Here is a 16,487-nt window from a genome sequence, read left to right on the forward strand (position 1 = left end):
AGAATATGCGTTTTATAGTGTGTCAGGTGGCAGAGTAGTTTTATTTGTAGACGGGCGTTAATCAGTAGAACTTGTATTAGCAGGGATTTATTAAAGGAGTAGGATATGGCTTGGATTGTCGCGATCATTGGGTCTTTAGCTGGATTTTTGTTTGGTTATGATGAAGGTATTATAGCGGGTTCAGTGGATCTGGTAAAAAATCATTTTGATTTGACCGCCACGCACATTGGCATCATGGCCTCGGCTTTACCTTTTGGTGCATTGTTTGGTTCCATGTTAATTGGTATGTTTATGGCATCAAAGGGCATTAAACGTTTTGGTCGACGTTCATTATTATCGTTTGCCGGATTCCTCTTTTTCTTTGGTGCCTTGGGTGCTGGATTCGCAGATTCCATTTCGATTCTGGTCGTGTCACGATTAATTCTTGGACTTGCAATTGGCATGGCTTCAGTTCTGACCCCTTTATATTTGGCTGAAACCGCAGCGATTGAAGCACGAGGGGCAGTAGTTGCGATTTATCAATTAGCGATGACCATAGGTATCGTTTGTTCCTATTCGGTGAATTATCTTCTTATCGAGCACCAGGCCTGGAGAGCCATGTTTGCTTCAAGTGCTTTGCCAGCATTGCTGTTAAGCATTGGTATCTTATTTATGCCTGAATCGCCAAGATGGTTATACAGTATAGGACGACGTGATGCAGCAGCCAAATCACTAAAAAAATTGCGTCAGAGTCGTGATATAGAACATGAGCTAATGGAAATTGAAATGACGTTAGCTAATGAACCAAAACAAGGAAACTGGTTATTATTATTTAAAAAACCCTTGTTGCCGGTATTAATGCTAGGAACCGTTTTATTTTGCTTGCAGCAGCTTAGCGGCATCAATGTAGTGATTTATTTTGCTCCTGAAATTTTTAAAAATTTAGGCATGGACAGTACAACAGGTCAAATATTAGCGACTATGGGCATTGGATTGGTGAATTTATTAGTGACTATCCTCGCTATACTCTGTGTCGATAAAGTAGGTCGTCGTAAGCTCTTGTTATTTGGTTTTGCGGGTACTTGTTTAAGTCTGGTTGCCTTATGTCTGTTTTCAGTCAATCAGGTAGTATGGCTTCCTTATTTGTCCGTTATTTGTTTGACCGTGTATATCTTTTCATTTGCTATCAGTGTAGGCCCCATTCCGCATATTTCAATGGCAGAAATTTTCCCATTGCATGTACGTGGCGCAGGCATGGGATTATCTGCCATGAGTAATTGGACGTTTAACACCGTGGTTATTTTCAGTTTCCCCATCCTGCAAAAGATGTTAGGTATTGATTATACTTTTGCTCTATACGCAGTGATTTGTTTTCTGGGATTGATTTACACTTATTTTTATATGCCCGAAACCAAAAATATCAGTTTGGAACAAATTGAAAACCATGTGATGGCTGGTAAACCCTTAAGGTTTTTAGGACGAGAGAAAGAGCAATTGGACGATCTCAATACTAAAACAGATAATTCATTTGTCCCTTTAACAAATTAATATGAGTAGTAATTATCAGATCATGGTATGGATTTGAGTTGTCAATAAATGTATAGGTCGGGGACATTGTTTACAACTCAGCATTTCTAGTGATTTGGGAATTTGATTGATTTGATCTGTTTGAGACCATGAGGTGGTATTCAATAGGTATTACTTAAGTTTCGTTGCGTCAATAACTTCAATACGATTACGTCCTAAAGTTTTAGCACGATACAATGCCTTATCAGCAAGATCTAACAACTTGATTGGCTCACCGTGATGCGGAATACAGCAAGCAACTCCAATACTAATTGTTACAAATTGCGAAATGTTTGAATCGGGATGAGGTAGTTTTATTGCACAAACAACTTTTTGGAGCTGCTCAGCCATTAACTTGGCACCCTCTAAATCAGTATCAGGCAGAATACATGCAAATTCTTCGCCGCCATATCGTGCTATCAAGTCAGTGGTACGCCGTATTTTACTTTTTAAGGCTGTGCAACACGCTTTAGAGCATCGTCGCCTGCCAGGTGACCTAGGCTATCATTATAACGTTTAAAGAAATCGATATCCGTCATAATGATTGCTAAAGATTTGGAATTACGACATGCACGATTCCATTCATGATTAAGAAAGTCATCGAATCTACGACGATTTGCAATCCCGGTCAATCCATCCATATAGGACATGTCCTGAAGTAAAGATTGTAATTTCTTCTTTTCAGTAATATCTTCTCCTACGCCTACGAAATGTAGAATTACCCCATGCTCATTAAACACAGGAGCAACATTCCAGGATTGCCAGAAAACACTCCCATCTTTTCGACTATAAAGAAGCTCCCCACTCCAAAAAGAGTCACTTCTCCTAGTGCATTTTGGAACTTACGTGCGGTTGGTTCTTCTCGAAGAGACATACCATCAATCATCAAAAATGCAAAACTGTTAAAAGGTGTCGTATCAGGTGCTTTCACTTCAAGTTGTTGAAGCAATGTATTAACGAACTCATGGCTTTTCTCATTATTCAGATTCTTCAAATCATTTACATATCCTGTCGCTACTTTAAAACCATTGCTGGAGAAACTCACTCCTGAGAGAGTATATTCTGAATAACCACCGGGTCCAATTTCACCTGCAGTTGTACATCCTATAACCTGCTCATTTGGAAACAGTGAATTTAATGCGTCTGCTAGTTTATCAAGGTCATAATGACTTGAACAAAAAAATATAATGAGTTCCATGTTTGGTTGATAGACAGCTGCATGTAATTCCTTTGCAGCTATTAGTGGATCTTTGGCGAATGAATGACCGGTTTGAATGGGTCGTAAATCGCTCATTTATGATTCTCCATAGTTTTATGAGTTGTTTTAAAATCAATTCATTTATAATTTATTATACGATTTTAAAATTATAGTTCATTTTGTAAACAACTAGGGTCCACTGGGTGTATTAGATTTTAAAATTAAAGAGAACATATGTTGTTGAAGCTTTTTAGTGTTCAATCTGGTGTTCACTGGTGCGATGTATAATAGATAGAAGCATCATCCTGTTGAGGATGATGCTCTTGTTTCAAAATACAAAAGATTATGAAATTAAGGTTACTGAGTTAACTTATACTTTAATTTTCTGATCCATCCGCTCTCTTAAATTGAGAGCACGGAGCACTGAAACATAACTCCATGTAAGTGAAACAGCGCCTTGCTGTTCACCTGTAACTAAATTTATCTGTTCACTTAACTTCATTTCAGGGGCATATTTCTTAATGAGCTTTAAATAGTCATCCCCTGTTTTTACATATTTGATAATTAATGGTTTATTAGTGGGTGTGAAGGCTAAGTTATCTGCCAATGTATAGTAATACTCCGCCATTGTCGCAGTAAGTATAAACCAGGGATTTCCCATGCTGTCTGTATGGTACCCATCGTAGGTATCTCCTGGATATCGTCCAAACAATATTGCTCCAGAACTGTTTTTATTAATTGGAAACATTAAATTAAATTGTTGATGTAATGCCTTCACGGTATTTTTAACAAAATGATGATGGGGTGAAAACACACCAGTACTTTGTGGATTAAGGAGGATTCCCAAAATAATTGAGGTATCTATTTCCAAGTTTTTCTGTGGGCCTGAATGAGGTAAGAGGGTTGCCTGAATCAATTTATTTTTATGATCAATATGTTGTTTCAAGCGATTATCAATCAAGTTGGCTTGAATTTCATAATAAACTGCAGCCTCTTCATCATTCAGTCTATGCGCCAGTTCTGCTCCGTCAATCATGGCTTTCTTTTGTGCCATGGCCGTAAAAAAGTGATCTCCGAGGACTTCTTCCCAGAGGTCAAAATTAGCATCCTGCCAATGGTGAGCCGTATATTCCAAATCCATTTTGATTACGCCCATAGTTTGGGGATCCAGGCTTTTGTTATATAAATGGGTTTGTACGTAATTTACTTCGTTTTTATCCAGCAATTTTTGAGCAAAACGAATGAGAACTGAGGCACGCAGCGCTGGACCATCATTTTGTGGCCTACCCCAAGGTCCATCAAAGGGATAACCATCAATATAAAATTTGGGCTCACCCAAAATATCGTGTTCAGGAAGAGGATCGTGTTGATGTTGAATGTTTTGTGTCCAGGAAACATAATCTAACATTCTATTTTTATATTTTGCTGCATCAGTGGATTCATACCAGGTTTCAACCAGACCCATCGCTATGGCGGAATCTCGTACCCAGTCATAATAGTAATTTGGTTCATGTTGTGAAGGGGAGGCTACAATAGATCCATTGGGGTGAAAGTTGGCGAAAAAATGTTTTTTTAAATGCTGCACCTCTTCATGACTGAATACAGAGCCTATGGCTTGAGAAGCAAATAAAGTCATTAAAAAAAAGATCCGTTTCAATATTATCTCCTGAAGAACAAGTTATAAAAACAAGGTCGACATAGTACAGGAAATGAAAACGTCCGGCCATAGGCTTGATTGTAACTTCTCAACACCGTCAATAAACGACATCTCGGACGTGTTGAGAAGTTTCGTTAGAACCTGGAAATTGATTGTTTTTAATACGTGTCCTGTTTAAGGTCTGTTTGATATTCTATGAGATCGCCCGGCTGGCATTGCAAATAGTTACAAATCGCTTCAAGAGTTGCAAAACGAATTGCCTTGGCTTTACCATTTTTTAATATGGATAAATTGGCTTCGGTAATTCCAATTGCTTCAGCGAGATCTTTTAATCGGCATTTTCTTTTAGCCATTATGACATCCAAATTAACAATTATAGCCATGTTTTATCCTTAAATTGTTAATTGGGCGTCTGATTTTAACTGATGAGCTTCTTTAACAATCCAGGAAGCAAGCAGAATAATAAACGCAGTAATCAATGTAGTAGCATTGGTTGATCCGAGGGTAATGCTCGCCATGCGTTTACCTACAGGATTATTAAAGGTCAATGCTGCGGTAATCAGGGGTTGGTAAATTAATTGAATTAATTCTCCAAGGATCATGTAGATACTAATATTTTTAATTAATTTAATATTTTCTTCTTCAAATAACGCGCCTTGTTCATACAAGCGAAAGAGTTTGGCGAGGAGACGACAGATAAGAACGGTAATGGATATTGGAACTAATTCTATAGTGAGAATAATCAAACGGTGAGTTAATGAAAACTGAGAGGGGTTCTCAACAAGGGCTCCAGAAAAGATAGAGTGCCATGCCCCCCAATGTAACATCACTTCCAAATGAAACAGGATCAGATAAGCCGTACCAAGGGGTAGTGCCCAACAGAGTGTGCGAAAAAGAAGAGATAAAATGTGACTGGTTCGTTTAATTTTTTGCATGATAAATATCCTCAACCGAGTTAAATACATTAGCATTATAATAAATAATTATCGTTTATCAATAATTATTTATTTTTTATGATAATTTTTTGTTGTTTATCAGTAGCAACACGAATTCATTATTTGACTATGTACTTTTTAAGAGATCTATAATCGCGTCAATCCAATCTGAATCATCATTCATGCACGGTATCAAGGTAAATTTATTGCCACCCAGTTGTAGCCATTGTTCTTTTGTTCTGATTCCAATTTCCTCCAATGTTTCAAGGCAATCAGTAACAAAGGAAGGACAAACTATCGCAAGATTTTTAACTCCTTGTTCCGCTAATTCTGATAAGACTTCATCGGTGTAGGGTTTAATCCAGGGTGTTTTACCCAGTCTGGATTGGAAGGAGGTTTTGTATTGGTTTTCATTTAAGTTTAATGCGTTTGCTAATAGTCGACTGGTCTGATGGCACTGTGCTTTATAACAGCCTTGATTATTTATTGACACAATCGGGCAACTCTCTTGACATACAGTCTTACACCCACTCTTTTGAATTTGTCGTTCAGGTATTCCATGATAACTGAAAAGAAGAAAGTCATTCTCATTGATGTGATTACGTATCATTTGGGCTTGAGCATTAATATACGAGGGATGTTGATAGAACTCTCTAATAACGGTTAATGATGGTATGACTTCTTTTTGTGACAGAATACGCATCACCTCTTCAATTGATGATCCGGTTGCTGCAGACGAATATTGTGGATATAAAGGCAGAATGGTAATGGAGTCACATTCCTTTAATTGATCCAGGGCATTTAAAATAGAGGGAGTGGCGTAGCGCATACCCAGGACGACTTTGAAATCAGATCCCAATTTTAATTGTATTTGATTGATTACTTTTTGACTGTGAAACAATAAAGGCGATCCCTCATCCGACCAAATTAGCTGGTAGGCATGGGCAGACTTTTTTGCTCTGAAGGGTAGAATAACAAGGTAAACAAGTAAATAACGCAAGAATACGGGTAAATCAATAACGCGTTTATCTGTTAGAAATTCACGTAAATAGGCTCTGACTGCTGAAACGTCAGCACTGGTTGGTGTTCCCAGATTAATAAGTAATAAACCTTGTTTCATCGGCATATACTGACCCATGTATTAAATAAGGGTCATAATACATCAATATGATGGACGCAGCAGCACAATTATTAAAGATGCTGCTGCGCTAAAGTTTAAAAGATTACTCAAATCAAGCCATTTCTTCTTCAGCCGTCTCACTTAGTGCAATAACGTTTGAAGCATGGAGGCCTCTTTCGCCATTTTCCACATCGTAGGTGACTGCCTGACCTGGAACCAGTGTTTTGTAACCAGTACCATGAATAGATGAGAAATGAACAAAAATATCCTCACCACCACCTTCCGGAATAATAAAACCCCAACCTTTGGCATTATTAAACCATTTGACTTCGCCTCTAGCCATGAATCCTCCTTTTGCTAAAGCTTATCAATCGTCGACTGACGTTTGGGTGTCAGCTGATCAATTGCATTCGTCCATAAATGACAATTGTTAACGGCCTATTTTTCAATAGGTTATTTCAACATAACTTAAAATGGGATCATTTCTCAATAGGTTTATTAAAATTTATCGATGACTTATTTAAATTATGAAATCTGTTTTGTTAGAATAGGTGATTAATACTCAGTGTGAGAGTCTTTTGTTTGATATAGATGAGCGAATTCAATCTACAGGTTTCTTTCTTGGCGATTGGCCATTATCTCGAGTTTTTTTAAAAAATGAAGCTCAATTTCCCTGGTTTATATTGGTTCCCAGAGTTGAAAACGTTCAAGAAATATATCAGTTGAATAAACAGGATCGTCAGATACTCATGGAAGAAATGAATCAATTATCTCTTCTGGTGGCCACCTATTTTAAACCAGATAAATTGAATATCGGTGCTCTTGGCAATGTAGTATCGCAGTTGCATGTGCATGTAATTGCACGAAATGTATCGGATAGTCTATGGCCTCAAGGCATTTGGCAAACATCGAACAATTCTGTCCCCTATGATAACGAGACAGCAGATTCTATGGTGTTGGTATTAAAAGATCTTATCGATGAAGCAGGTAGGAAAGTAGCTTAATTTTAAATTGACTAATGATTTATTATCACTAGATTAAGACGCAGTACTAGGGCTTTGATGTGATTTTTAGATCAACAGCTCCTGCGATTTTAAAAAAAATAGTTAATTCTTAATAATTCCTTAATTTGTTTGTGCTATCTTAATCCAATAGATGTTTCGTGAGGAGTTCTTATGGATATTAATAGTACTTCTAAAATGTTGGCAAAAATGCATGGGCAAAGAAAATCCTCAGGTACTGATACGGTATATGCTGAGGACAGTTCAGAACCTATTGATGCGAATACAAATCAATTCACCTCGGCTCCTCAATTAAAACCATCTTCTAAAATGGAAGATGTTCTTACTAACAGTCTAAGAGCGAATCTGTCAAAAGAATTTTCTCCAATGGAATAAATTTCAGTTTTAATTAATGCGTTAAAGACTTAAATATTCAATTTAGTCTGGTGCGAAAGCTTTTTTTTAGGTATATACTTTTCTTAAGAGAATTGTTCTTGAGGTTAGAGTATGGCTGGGGGTTTTTCTGCAACAAGTCACTGGCGTGATTCAGCACGAAGTGCTCGTTTTTTTATTGTGGATGCTCGAGCAGCGTTTCCAATTTTTTTATTTTTAATGCATATCAGGGTTTGGACCGGGATTTTGGTATTAGTCTCAGCTGTATTCTTTGGTATCGTTGAACATTATGGTTTTACCATACCTGTTTTCTTGCGATGGATTAGAAGTATCCTGGCTGGACCCATTAAATCTTCGCAACCATGGTGGAGATAAATGGAACGAGATATCAGTAAATGTATGGGGATAATTGCTGCGGCCTTGAATGCCAAGTTCTATTTGAATGATCGATTTGTAAGTTACGATGAGGTATTTTCAGATACTGGTTTATTGCCTGCTATAGCCAAGCGAGCTGATCAATTGTGCTCACTGTGTCTTGGGTATGGTTTAGGGGCAACATTTGATGAGACTGAAGGAGCGTTATTAGGGATTCGTGTAGTATTTGATGAAGTCACTCCAAATGTGTTACGTTTGTTATGTATGACTGATGTGGTCAATGAGTTAATACAAGGAGGACCAAGTCGAGATTACACTCCTTTAGATGAATTAATGTATGATTAAACTCATACTATAAATTTTTGTAAAGAATTCGAAAGTTATTCAGGAAGCAAAAATTTTCGATAATTTAGTTTGCTAGACTAACCTTATAAAGCTATATATGTTGGAGTTACCGAATGTCAAATGCAAGCGATGGAAATCTAAAGTACGGAGACAACAGATACGGTTTTCACATCAGTACATCGTCTGAAAAGGCAGGAGTACCCTCGGAGTTTGTCCATCAAGAAGTGTTAGCCCGTGTTAAAGGGTTACATCAGAAAACTGATAGGGCGCTTAGCTTAAGACCTGATGATCCTGATTATCAATTTACTGTGAAGTTATTAGAAAACTGTGCGACAGGTGTCCAAAATGCATTGGACAACAAGATAGTCAATCAATCTGAATCAGCAGATTATGATCAAGATGAAAATTTAAGTACATCTTACACATCACCTGGGTTATAAATTTATAATAGGTGAATTCCTCTCATCGATTTTTGTAAATGCTGTTATACTTCATTTATATGCTTATTAATTTAGGGTGCTATACCCTCAAACCAAAGTATTGATGTTATGAAAGATCGACTCTCAGATGAACAAAATGAAGCAGTTTTAAAAGCCTTAAATGATGCCATAGAAAAAGGGCCATGGGATAAATCCAATTTTTTAAAAGTTGTCGGTAAAAATTTAATTGAAATTCGTGATGGATTTATAAATCAATTGGGTGCCAGCAGCCGCGCTCAACTTAAAGCAGAATCCCATCTGGCAAACCGTATCGCGTTAAGAAGTGGTCAACAGGAAATCTTCATTTCTTTATATTCTGCTGATGGCACTACAATTCAATCATGGGAGAAAATTATTGCTAATCTCCCCAAACAAATGATCTCTCGACCTATATATGCCGATGAAGCTGACGTTAAAGCTTTGTTAAAAACAAAAGAAAATAAACAAAATGAAGCTTATGTCGCTATATATATTAATCAGTCAGATATTTTACAGCTTTCTTCGGATAAAGCTCCCGTTGATAAACTGGGTAAAATGTTATTGACCCTGAAAGATAAAACGTTAAATTTGGAAAACATCAGTCGTTTTGTGCATATCAGTGGTGTATATAAATATGAACGAAACCGATTGATTAAAATTTCTTGACCTGACTCAATCTCTTGATTTTTAAAAATTGAAAATATCAGAAACAGTTTTTTTCAAGCAGAATTAACAGCAAACTGATGCGATTTTAAAACAAATAGATAATTGATAATTTTCATAATTTGCGTTATCTCTAGTGAAAATATCGCAAATTTATCTCAGAGCAGTATATACTTGAATTAAACAACCTAATTAAAAGTTTGTAACAATGGCTCAGCAGCAACAGCAATCAGGATCAGACAATGGTATGGCACCAGTATGGATTATCATACTGTTGTTTATTACTGGATTTCTTATTTGGAAATTCGGACATGAATATATAGTCAGTGTTGTGTTTCAAATAAATGTCTGGCAGGCTAAATTAGTTAATTTGTTTATCAATAATCAGGCCTTAACCAATCAGATATACCTGATGCAAACTCTTGACCCCTCTACTGTAGATTGGGGGCAATTGGTGCAGATGACGGGGAACGTCGGTGATTTTATGCGTTATCCGGTTGTTCTTGTTTTGATCGTGCTAGCCATAGTCCTTTATAAATCGAATATAACCTTAAAGTTCCGTAGAGCTCATGACATGAAAAGTTTGAGAGCCCAGGAGCAGTTCAATTGGCCAGCAATTATGCCAATTATTAAAGAAGATTTAGTCAGTCAGGATGTCAATACAGGTCCTTGGGCTATGGCTATGACTCCTATGGAATTTGCCCGAAAATATAAGTTATTGAGAAAGGATGATGCCATATTGGATAATCCTATTCCGGGTCAGGAAATGACTGCAGGCATCCGGCGTGGTGATGCAAAGCGAGTTTTTACCTTACAACTGGGACCTTATTGGGATGGTTTTGAACGTTTAACCCCTCAGGCTTATGCTTTGGCGGCGGTTTTTATCGCGCGAATGAACCGGGATAGGGATGCGGCAAATAATATATTAAAAGTCTTGGATGCTACTTTTGTCTCCGGAAAACCCGATTTTTCAGTTGCAAAACCAGTGATTAAAAAGTATCAAAATGCTGAAAATGTACAAGAAATTATATCAAAACATGCCTACATGCTGACCGTACTTGCTTCCTTGCTTGAAGGCGCTCGAGATGATGGAGTGGTTCCAAGTTCTGAGTTTCTTTGGTTAAAACCCGTGGATAGACGATTATGGTATATGCTTAATTGTGTAGGCAGACAAACACCTTACGCTGAGGTCGGTGGTCCATTTGCTCATTGGCGTGCTGAAAAAGAGATGGGTCGTCGTTCTTTAGTCCCTATGATTGATGAAGCGATAAGAGCTTTGGAAATAGCAATTAAAGAGATTAAATTAACACCTCGTCAAATGGGAGAGTTAGAGCCATGATGCGCGGTATTGATAGTAGACATGAGTTAGATCCAACCCTTCTCCTAAGGGATACTCGAACTTTAACCCAAAGATTAGCGGATTTTTTTGCAGATCCCACGAATATTGCCATTTTACTGTTTGCCCTGTCCGCGGCAGCATATTATTTTTCTGAAGTAGCCACCTTATTAATGATAATTGGATCTTTATGTTTCCTCTACAGTTATACCCGAAAGCAAAAATTACCATTCCGTTTGCCACAAATTGCTCGCGTAAAAGATTATAATGATTTGAAGCCGGGGATTAATAAACCCAATATAGCAAGAGGAATTGCATTTTTCGGAAATGATAGAAAAACGGGTGAAGAGCTGTGGTTTGCAAACGATGATATGAGAACACATGCTCTAATCTTTGGCTCTACTGGTAGTGGTAAAACAGAATGTCTGGTCTCTCTTGCTTATAATGCACTGGTTCAGGGTAGTGGATTCATCTATGTGGATGGTAAAGGGGATAACTCTCTTTATGCAAAGGTCTTCTCTATGGTTCGAAGTATGGGGCGTGAAGATGACCTGCTGTTAATTAACTTTATGACTGGCGCACGGGATATTGTTGGCCCACAGGAAAAAAGGCTGTCTAATACGTTAAACCCTTTTTGTCAGGGTTCTTCCAGTATGTTAACCCAGTTGGTGGTGAGTTTGATGGGAGGATCAGGGCAATCCTCTGATGGTGATATGTGGAAAGGCCGTGCTATCGCGTTCGTTGAAGCTTTAATGCGTTTATTGGTTTATATGCGTGATGATGGCGCTATTCTCCTGGATGCAAACTCCATACGAAATTATTTTGACCTTCAACGGCTGGAGTCCATAGTTATTGATAAGGTATTTCCTCGCGACGATCAGGAGAGCGTTAATATCGAGCAGGTTCCCAAGCTGGTAACCGATCCGTTACGAAACTATTTGAATACTCTACCGGGTTACAATAAGGAAAAAAAAGGAAAACAGGTATCACAGGTGCTGGAGCAACATGGTTTTATTACAATGCAGTTAGTACGAAGCTTCTCATCACTAGCGGATACTTATGGTCATATTATTCGAACCAATTTGGCTGAAGTGGATTTTAAAGACGTTGTTTTGAATCGACGAATTTTAGTAGTGCTATTACCTGCCCTGGAAAAATCTCCAGATGAGTTATCAAACCTCGGCAAAATTATTGTGTCTTCATTAAAAGCCATGATGGCAGCAGGACTTGGTGAAGAAGTAGAAGGGGATTATCGCGACGTTATTTTAAGAAAACCTACCAATGCACCTACACCTTATATGTGTATTCTTGATGAGTACGGATATTATGCGGTTCAAGGCTTCGCCGTAGTACCCGCTCAGGCACGTTCTTTAGGATTCTCAGCCATATTTGCGGGACAGGATTTACCGGCATTCCAAAAAGCATCTAAAGAAGAAGCCGCATCAATTGGCGCTAACACGAACATTAAAATATGTATGAAACTGGAAGATCCGACCGAAACCTGGGATTTCTTCACTAAAACAGCAGGTGAAGCCTACGTTACAAAAGTGGATTCATTTCAAACTAAAGATACCAGTATCGCCAATAGTTATATGGATACAAAAAGTTCATCATTTGAAAAACGATCTCGTGTGGATTTATTGGACTTAAAAGAACAGACCGAGGGTGAAGCTCATATATTCTTTAAATCCAAAATTGTTCGGGCACGGATGTTTTATGCGAATCCAAAACCAGTTAAACAATTGAAAATTAATCAATTTTTGAAAGTGGAACCACCACCTGATGATTATCTGATGAAGTTACAAAAACAGTTGTCATCATTCCAACAAATATTGGACAGTGGTGATTTAAGCATAAATAAAGACGTTGAAAATGAAGAGATCACGTTAATTACCAAAGCTTTAAGAGAATCGAATATTGAGGAGCCTATTGAACGAGGAGTTGCGGCATTAATCGCGTTCCACGGTCATAATGAGCCAGAACCCGTTGAGGATATTATAGAAGAAGAAGTTGAAGGTGCTTTGACTATATTTAGTACTCTTAGGATTAACCGTAATGCTCCTCCAATTTTAGCCAGCGACAAAGCGGCATTTTCTGAGTCTTTACTGCCTATTAATGAAACAAGAAATCAGATGATGATGATAGAGCGACTGGCTGGAGCTAAAGATAAATATGCCGGGACTGTTGCGAATGAATTGATTAAGGACTTCCAATTGGCAACAAGTTATCCTCCTGAAGAACGCGATGTAATTGATCCTCAGGAACTGACTGATGTCGTAAAAAGTTTATCTTCCCGAATTGCTCTTGAACGTGAGAAAGCCATTAAAAAAAGTGAGGAAGAGTTATCCTGACGAACTCATTAATTAGTCTGCCTTTGGAGAACCTTCACTGAGTTCAGGATGACTTTTAAAACAACAGTCATCCCGAGTGAAACGAGGGTTCTCCGGAAAGTGGCTGGAACACCAGTACAGTGCTACTTTGAAGGAGGGTACTGCGTTCTGGAGGACTAAATTCCCAGGTTAATGAGATGTTACGACCTTGTCAGTAGGACGAGTGAACGCTTAACTATTGGTACTTTGATACATCGGTACTCTTTGATGCTTACAGGCTTTCTTATTCAACAATCCAAAAGTATTATCGCAATTCATTGTGCCTTTATTTTCTCCATAATCAATCAAAATAACACTACTCCATAGAGCAGCATAAATAAATTCTTTAAAAAAATAGCAATTTTATTAATTTCATTGTAACGTAATGATTTGTATGTTTTTATTATCGGTTGTTTGGTTAAGATAGTTAGACATAGATAACACATGAAGTCTATTTTCAAAAATGGGGATAACGGGTGAGATCAGTGCGTACTAACTACATCATTGTAATGATCCGCGTCATTGGGTTGATTGGCTTGCTTTTGGTAAGTGCTTGTCATCGTTCCAAATATATTCCAGATGAAGATGATCCAAAGCTGCCTTGTAAAGTTGAAGGTGCCTGTGACTCAACGATCATGAAATATTTTACCAAATTGAACAGAAGCGGTATAAAAGTAGTGACTATAGGTCAGGATTATTTGATCAGTATCCCGGCAAGCGCATTGTTTGACGATCAAACTCCCCATATAAAATGGTCTTCATATGGTTTATTGAATGAAATATCCACGTTTCTTAAACAGTTTCGAAAAGTAGCAATTACTGTAACCAGTTACAGTAGTAAATATGTATCCGTTCAAAGAGAACGGGCATTAACTTTAGCCAGATCTCGAGTTGTGGGTGAATATTTATGGTCTCAAGGAATTGACAGCCGTTTTATCTTTACACAAGGATTAGGTAGTGATAAACCTATAGTAAGTTTTAATCAGGGTGGCGATACATCACCGAATGCCCGAGTTGAAATTACTTTTAGACGTGCTGTGGTAAATTGAGGAAGTTATGAGCCGGGAAAATTGGTTATTAATAAAAAGAAATAAAAACTTTAATGTTAATATTTACCGAAGCGGGCTGGTAGTTTTAATTTTATCACTTTTAATGAGTACTATTATTGGTGTATTAATATTTTATGTTTACCTGCATCAACCAGAGCGAGATTATTATGCAACCAGTGGGGTAACTCCTCCGATCAAGCTTACGTCGATGCCGACACCAAACGAATCATCTGTACCTTTATTAGAGCCTGATCCGCCAACAGATGATGTACCAAGGGTTATACCGCAATAAATAGAGGATATTATGGCTGAAGATGCCTTAACAGTTGTAGCATTAAGAAATCAGTTTTATAAAGATAGCCAGCGTAAAGTAATATTAGCGCTTCTGATTGCTATTGTGGTTAATTTTGTTTTGGGATCGTTGCTGATTTATATAATAACGCATCCTCCGGCTCCTCGATATTTTGCAACAACAATTAATGGACGTATTACGCCTCTTTTTCCTTTAAATGAACCGAACCAATCAGATTCAGCCGTATTGCAATGGGCGAATCAGGCCGCAATAGCAGCATTTACTTATAACTTCGTTAACTATAGAGATGAGTTGCAGGCATCGTCAGGTTTCTTTACTGCTGATGGCTGGGATCAGTTTCTTAATGCCCTCCAGTCTTCAAATAATCTGGATGCAGTAAAGGCTAAGAAATTGATTGTTTCAGCTGTAGCAACCCGTGCACCCATTATTTTACAAAAAGGGGTATTAAATGGCAGCTTTTCGTGGCGGGTACAGATGCCTATACTCGTTACTTATCAGAGTGCCAGCGAATTTACTCAACAAAATAACGTTGTAACCATGTTGATTACGCGTGTATCCACTTTAAATTCTCCTCGTGGTATTGGTATATCACAATTTGTAGTCGGACCTGCCAGTGGTGGGGTGAGTTAATGATGAACAAAGCAAAAATGAAATTTAAAGTACAAATTATCGTTGGAGTACTCTGCTCTATATCCTTGGGAAGTTACGCAGCGAATCAGGGTGATGACGCACAGCAGGCTTTACAACAATTACGTTTGCTGCAGCAAAAATTATCTCAGAATCCTGGTCAGGATGGTCAAGGATCTAATGATTCAAGTGGAAATTCTGCTCCGCCTGCAGCCAATGTGACAACTCAATCACCTCCAAGTACTGCTCAGACTCCAACTCCACAGACAAAGCAGTCACAGAATCCTGCAAGCGGTGATAATCAGGCAATTTCTCAATCAGAAACTGAAATCATTGATAATAAAGCATTTAAAGATATGACTCGTAATTTGTATCCTTTAAATCCAGAACAAATTGTTCGTTTAAAGCAAATGTATCAGACAACAGAGTATGCTCAGGCATCTACCGCGGGGACTCCTCCAAAGCCTACCGCAACATCGCAATTTGTTAATTTGTCACCTGGGTCTACCCCGCCGGTGATCAGATTATCTCAAGGGTTTGTTTCTTCCCTGGTTTTTCTGGATTCTACTGGTGCTCCATGGCCGATATCAGCCTATGATTTGGGCGATCCTTCTGCATTTAATATTCAATGGGATAAGACCAGTAATACGTTAATGATTCAGGCAATGAAGTTATATAATTACGGTAATCTGGCTGTGCGGTTAAGAGGTTTGAATACACCTGTAATGTTAACTTTAATTCCTGGACAGAAAGCAGTTGATTATCGAGTTGATTTGCGTGTTCAAGGATATGGTCCTAACGCAAAAACCATGCCTATGGAAGAGGGGATACCCCCTTCAGCCAGCGATATATTACTTCATGTTCTGGATGGTGTACCTCCTGCTGGAAGTTCACGATTAGTAGTTAGTGGTGGTGATGCACGTGCATGGTTATCCAATAATAAGATGTATGTTAGAACCAATCTCACTATATTGTCACCGGGCTGGTTAGCAAGCATGACCAGTGCAGATGGAACGCATGCTTATGAAATGCAAAAATCTCCGGTGTTATTAGTGTCCTGGCATGGTAAAGTCATGCAACTTAAGGTGGAAGGGTTATAAGCA

At 38.1% G+C, this 16,487-nt stretch carries 19 protein-coding genes and 1 pseudogene; 13 read left to right on the top strand and 7 right to left on the bottom strand.

Features of this window, described 5'->3' with window-relative positions; translation table 11 throughout:
• Positions 1-105 precede the first annotated feature (105 nt).
• Positions 106-1,527 (top strand): sugar porter family MFS transporter, encoded by a 1,422-nt coding sequence (locus Lqua_RS00605; protein ID WP_058472379.1) that lies wholly within the window; start codon positions 106-108, stop codon positions 1,525-1,527.
• A 150-nt stretch (positions 1,528-1,677) separates the two neighbouring features.
• On the opposite strand, the pseudogene Lqua_RS18970 reads toward Lqua_RS00605, so the two are convergent.
• The 7 genes and pseudogenes from Lqua_RS18970 to Lqua_RS00645 all read right to left on the bottom strand — a co-directional run.
• Positions 1,678-2,306, bottom strand: a pseudogene (locus Lqua_RS18970) (GGDEF domain-containing protein); the annotation flags it as partial.
• Positions 2,264-2,839 (bottom strand): FIST N-terminal domain-containing protein, encoded by a 576-nt coding sequence (locus tag Lqua_RS00620; protein WP_083501216.1) that lies wholly within the window; start codon positions 2,837-2,839, stop codon positions 2,264-2,266. The gene Lqua_RS00620 and the pseudogene Lqua_RS18970, both read right to left, overlap by 43 nt.
• Positions 2,840-3,113: 274 nt before the next feature.
• The gene (locus Lqua_RS00625) at positions 3,114-4,379 is read right to left on the bottom strand and encodes a glycoside hydrolase family 15 protein (protein ID WP_058472382.1); all 1,266 of its coding nucleotides are present in this window, start codon (positions 4,377-4,379) and stop codon (positions 3,114-3,116) included.
• Positions 4,380-4,558: 179 nt separating this feature from the next.
• Entirely contained in the window at positions 4,559-4,783 is a 225-nt protein-coding gene (locus Lqua_RS00630) for a helix-turn-helix domain-containing protein (RefSeq protein ID WP_058472383.1), read from the bottom strand.
• 9 nt (positions 4,784-4,792) lie between these two features.
• Entirely contained in the window at positions 4,793-5,335 is a 543-nt protein-coding gene (locus Lqua_RS00635) for a DUF2975 domain-containing protein (protein WP_058472384.1), read from the bottom strand.
• Positions 5,336-5,462: 127 nt separating this feature from the next.
• Positions 5,463-6,455, bottom strand: a complete 993-nt coding sequence (gene hemH, locus Lqua_RS00640) for a ferrochelatase (RefSeq protein WP_058472447.1) — start codon at positions 6,453-6,455, stop codon at positions 5,463-5,465.
• A gap of 112 nt (positions 6,456-6,567) precedes the next feature.
• Positions 6,568-6,798 (bottom strand): cold-shock protein, encoded by a 231-nt coding sequence (locus Lqua_RS00645; RefSeq protein WP_058472385.1) that lies wholly within the window; start codon positions 6,796-6,798, stop codon positions 6,568-6,570.
• 235 nt (positions 6,799-7,033) lie between these two features.
• On the opposite strand from Lqua_RS00645, the gene Lqua_RS00650 reads away from it, so the two are divergent.
• From Lqua_RS00650 to Lqua_RS00705, 12 genes are all read left to right on the top strand, one after another.
• Positions 7,034-7,459 carry an HIT domain-containing protein gene (locus tag Lqua_RS00650; RefSeq protein ID WP_058472386.1) on the top strand — a complete coding sequence of 142 codons (426 nt, stop codon included), beginning with the start codon at positions 7,034-7,036 and terminating at the stop codon, positions 7,457-7,459.
• 171 nt (positions 7,460-7,630) lie between these two features.
• Positions 7,631-7,852, top strand: a complete 222-nt coding sequence (locus Lqua_RS00655; protein ID WP_058472387.1) for a hypothetical protein — start codon at positions 7,631-7,633, stop codon at positions 7,850-7,852.
• 111 nt (positions 7,853-7,963) lie between these two features.
• Entirely contained in the window at positions 7,964-8,224 is a 261-nt protein-coding gene (gene icmT / locus Lqua_RS00660) for an IcmT/TraK family protein (protein ID WP_058472388.1), read from the top strand.
• Positions 8,225-8,569, top strand: coding sequence for a type IV secretion IcmS family protein (locus tag Lqua_RS00665; protein ID WP_058472389.1), 345 nt, complete (start codon positions 8,225-8,227; stop codon positions 8,567-8,569).
• A gap of 113 nt (positions 8,570-8,682) precedes the next feature.
• Positions 8,683-9,009: a hypothetical protein gene (locus Lqua_RS00670; protein WP_058472390.1), complete on the top strand. Its 327-nt coding sequence runs from the start codon at positions 8,683-8,685 to the stop codon at positions 9,007-9,009.
• A 108-nt stretch (positions 9,010-9,117) separates the two neighbouring features.
• On the top strand, positions 9,118-9,693 hold the full coding sequence (gene icmQ, locus Lqua_RS00675) for a Dot/Icm secretion system protein IcmQ (protein WP_058472391.1): 576 nt from the start codon (positions 9,118-9,120) through the stop codon (positions 9,691-9,693).
• Between the two features lie 205 nt (positions 9,694-9,898).
• The gene (gene icmP / locus Lqua_RS00680; protein WP_058472392.1) at positions 9,899-11,029 is read left to right on the top strand and encodes a type IVB secretion system coupling complex protein DotM/IcmP; all 1,131 of its coding nucleotides are present in this window, start codon (positions 9,899-9,901) and stop codon (positions 11,027-11,029) included.
• Entirely contained in the window at positions 11,026-13,377 is a 2,352-nt protein-coding gene (locus tag Lqua_RS00685) for a TraM recognition domain-containing protein (RefSeq protein WP_058472393.1), read from the top strand. Before icmP ends, Lqua_RS00685 begins: the two co-directional genes overlap by 4 nt.
• A gap of 494 nt (positions 13,378-13,871) precedes the next feature.
• A complete protein-coding gene (gene icmN, locus Lqua_RS00690) occupies positions 13,872-14,444 on the top strand; it encodes a type IVB secretion system protein IcmN/DotK (protein WP_058472394.1) in 573 nt (190 codons plus the stop codon).
• Between the two features lie 7 nt (positions 14,445-14,451).
• Positions 14,452-14,736 (top strand): type IVB secretion system protein IcmM/DotJ, encoded by a 285-nt coding sequence (gene icmM, locus Lqua_RS00695; protein ID WP_058472395.1) that lies wholly within the window; start codon positions 14,452-14,454, stop codon positions 14,734-14,736.
• Positions 14,737-14,748: 12 nt separating this feature from the next.
• Positions 14,749-15,387 (top strand): type IVB secretion system apparatus protein IcmL/DotI, encoded by a 639-nt coding sequence (locus Lqua_RS00700; RefSeq protein WP_058472396.1) that lies wholly within the window; start codon positions 14,749-14,751, stop codon positions 15,385-15,387.
• Between the two features lie 2 nt (positions 15,388-15,389).
• On the top strand, positions 15,390-16,484 hold the full coding sequence (locus Lqua_RS00705; RefSeq protein ID WP_058472448.1) for a DotH/IcmK family type IV secretion protein: 1,095 nt from the start codon (positions 15,390-15,392) through the stop codon (positions 16,482-16,484).
• Positions 16,485-16,487: the final 3 nt, after the last annotated feature.

The organism is Legionella quateirensis (assembly GCF_001467955.1).
In the GTDB taxonomy this organism is placed as follows: Bacteria; Pseudomonadota; Gammaproteobacteria; order Legionellales; family Legionellaceae; genus Legionella; species Legionella quateirensis.

Coding starts and splice junctions, on each gene's coding strand:
- Lqua_RS00605 (WP_058472379.1), top strand. CDS start 106: ATGGCTTGGATTGTCGCGATCATTGGGTCTTTAGCTGGATTTTTGTTT.
- Lqua_RS00620 (WP_083501216.1), bottom strand. CDS start 2,839: ATGAGCGATTTACGACCCATTCAAACCGGTCATTCATTCGCCAAAGAT.
- Lqua_RS00625 (WP_058472382.1), bottom strand. CDS start 4,379: ATGACTTTATTTGCTTCTCAAGCCATAGGCTCTGTATTCAGTCATGAA.
- Lqua_RS00630 (WP_058472383.1), bottom strand. CDS start 4,783: ATGGCTATAATTGTTAATTTGGATGTCATAATGGCTAAAAGAAAATGC.
- Lqua_RS00635 (WP_058472384.1), bottom strand. CDS start 5,335: ATGCAAAAAATTAAACGAACCAGTCACATTTTATCTCTTCTTTTTCGC.
- hemH (WP_058472447.1), bottom strand. CDS start 6,455: ATGAAACAAGGTTTATTACTTATTAATCTGGGAACACCAACCAGTGCT.
- Lqua_RS00645 (WP_058472385.1), bottom strand. CDS start 6,798: ATGGCTAGAGGCGAAGTCAAATGGTTTAATAATGCCAAAGGTTGGGGT.
- Lqua_RS00655 (WP_058472387.1), top strand. CDS start 7,631: ATGGATATTAATAGTACTTCTAAAATGTTGGCAAAAATGCATGGGCAA.
- icmT (WP_058472388.1), top strand. CDS start 7,964: ATGGCTGGGGGTTTTTCTGCAACAAGTCACTGGCGTGATTCAGCACGA.
- Lqua_RS00665 (WP_058472389.1), top strand. CDS start 8,225: ATGGAACGAGATATCAGTAAATGTATGGGGATAATTGCTGCGGCCTTG.
- Lqua_RS00670 (WP_058472390.1), top strand. CDS start 8,683: ATGTCAAATGCAAGCGATGGAAATCTAAAGTACGGAGACAACAGATAC.
- icmQ (WP_058472391.1), top strand. CDS start 9,118: ATGAAAGATCGACTCTCAGATGAACAAAATGAAGCAGTTTTAAAAGCC.
- icmP (WP_058472392.1), top strand. CDS start 9,899: ATGGCTCAGCAGCAACAGCAATCAGGATCAGACAATGGTATGGCACCA.
- Lqua_RS00685 (WP_058472393.1), top strand. CDS start 11,026: ATGATGCGCGGTATTGATAGTAGACATGAGTTAGATCCAACCCTTCTC.
- icmM (WP_058472395.1), top strand. CDS start 14,452: ATGAGCCGGGAAAATTGGTTATTAATAAAAAGAAATAAAAACTTTAAT.
- Lqua_RS00700 (WP_058472396.1), top strand. CDS start 14,749: ATGGCTGAAGATGCCTTAACAGTTGTAGCATTAAGAAATCAGTTTTAT.
- Lqua_RS00705 (WP_058472448.1), top strand. CDS start 15,390: ATGAACAAAGCAAAAATGAAATTTAAAGTACAAATTATCGTTGGAGTA.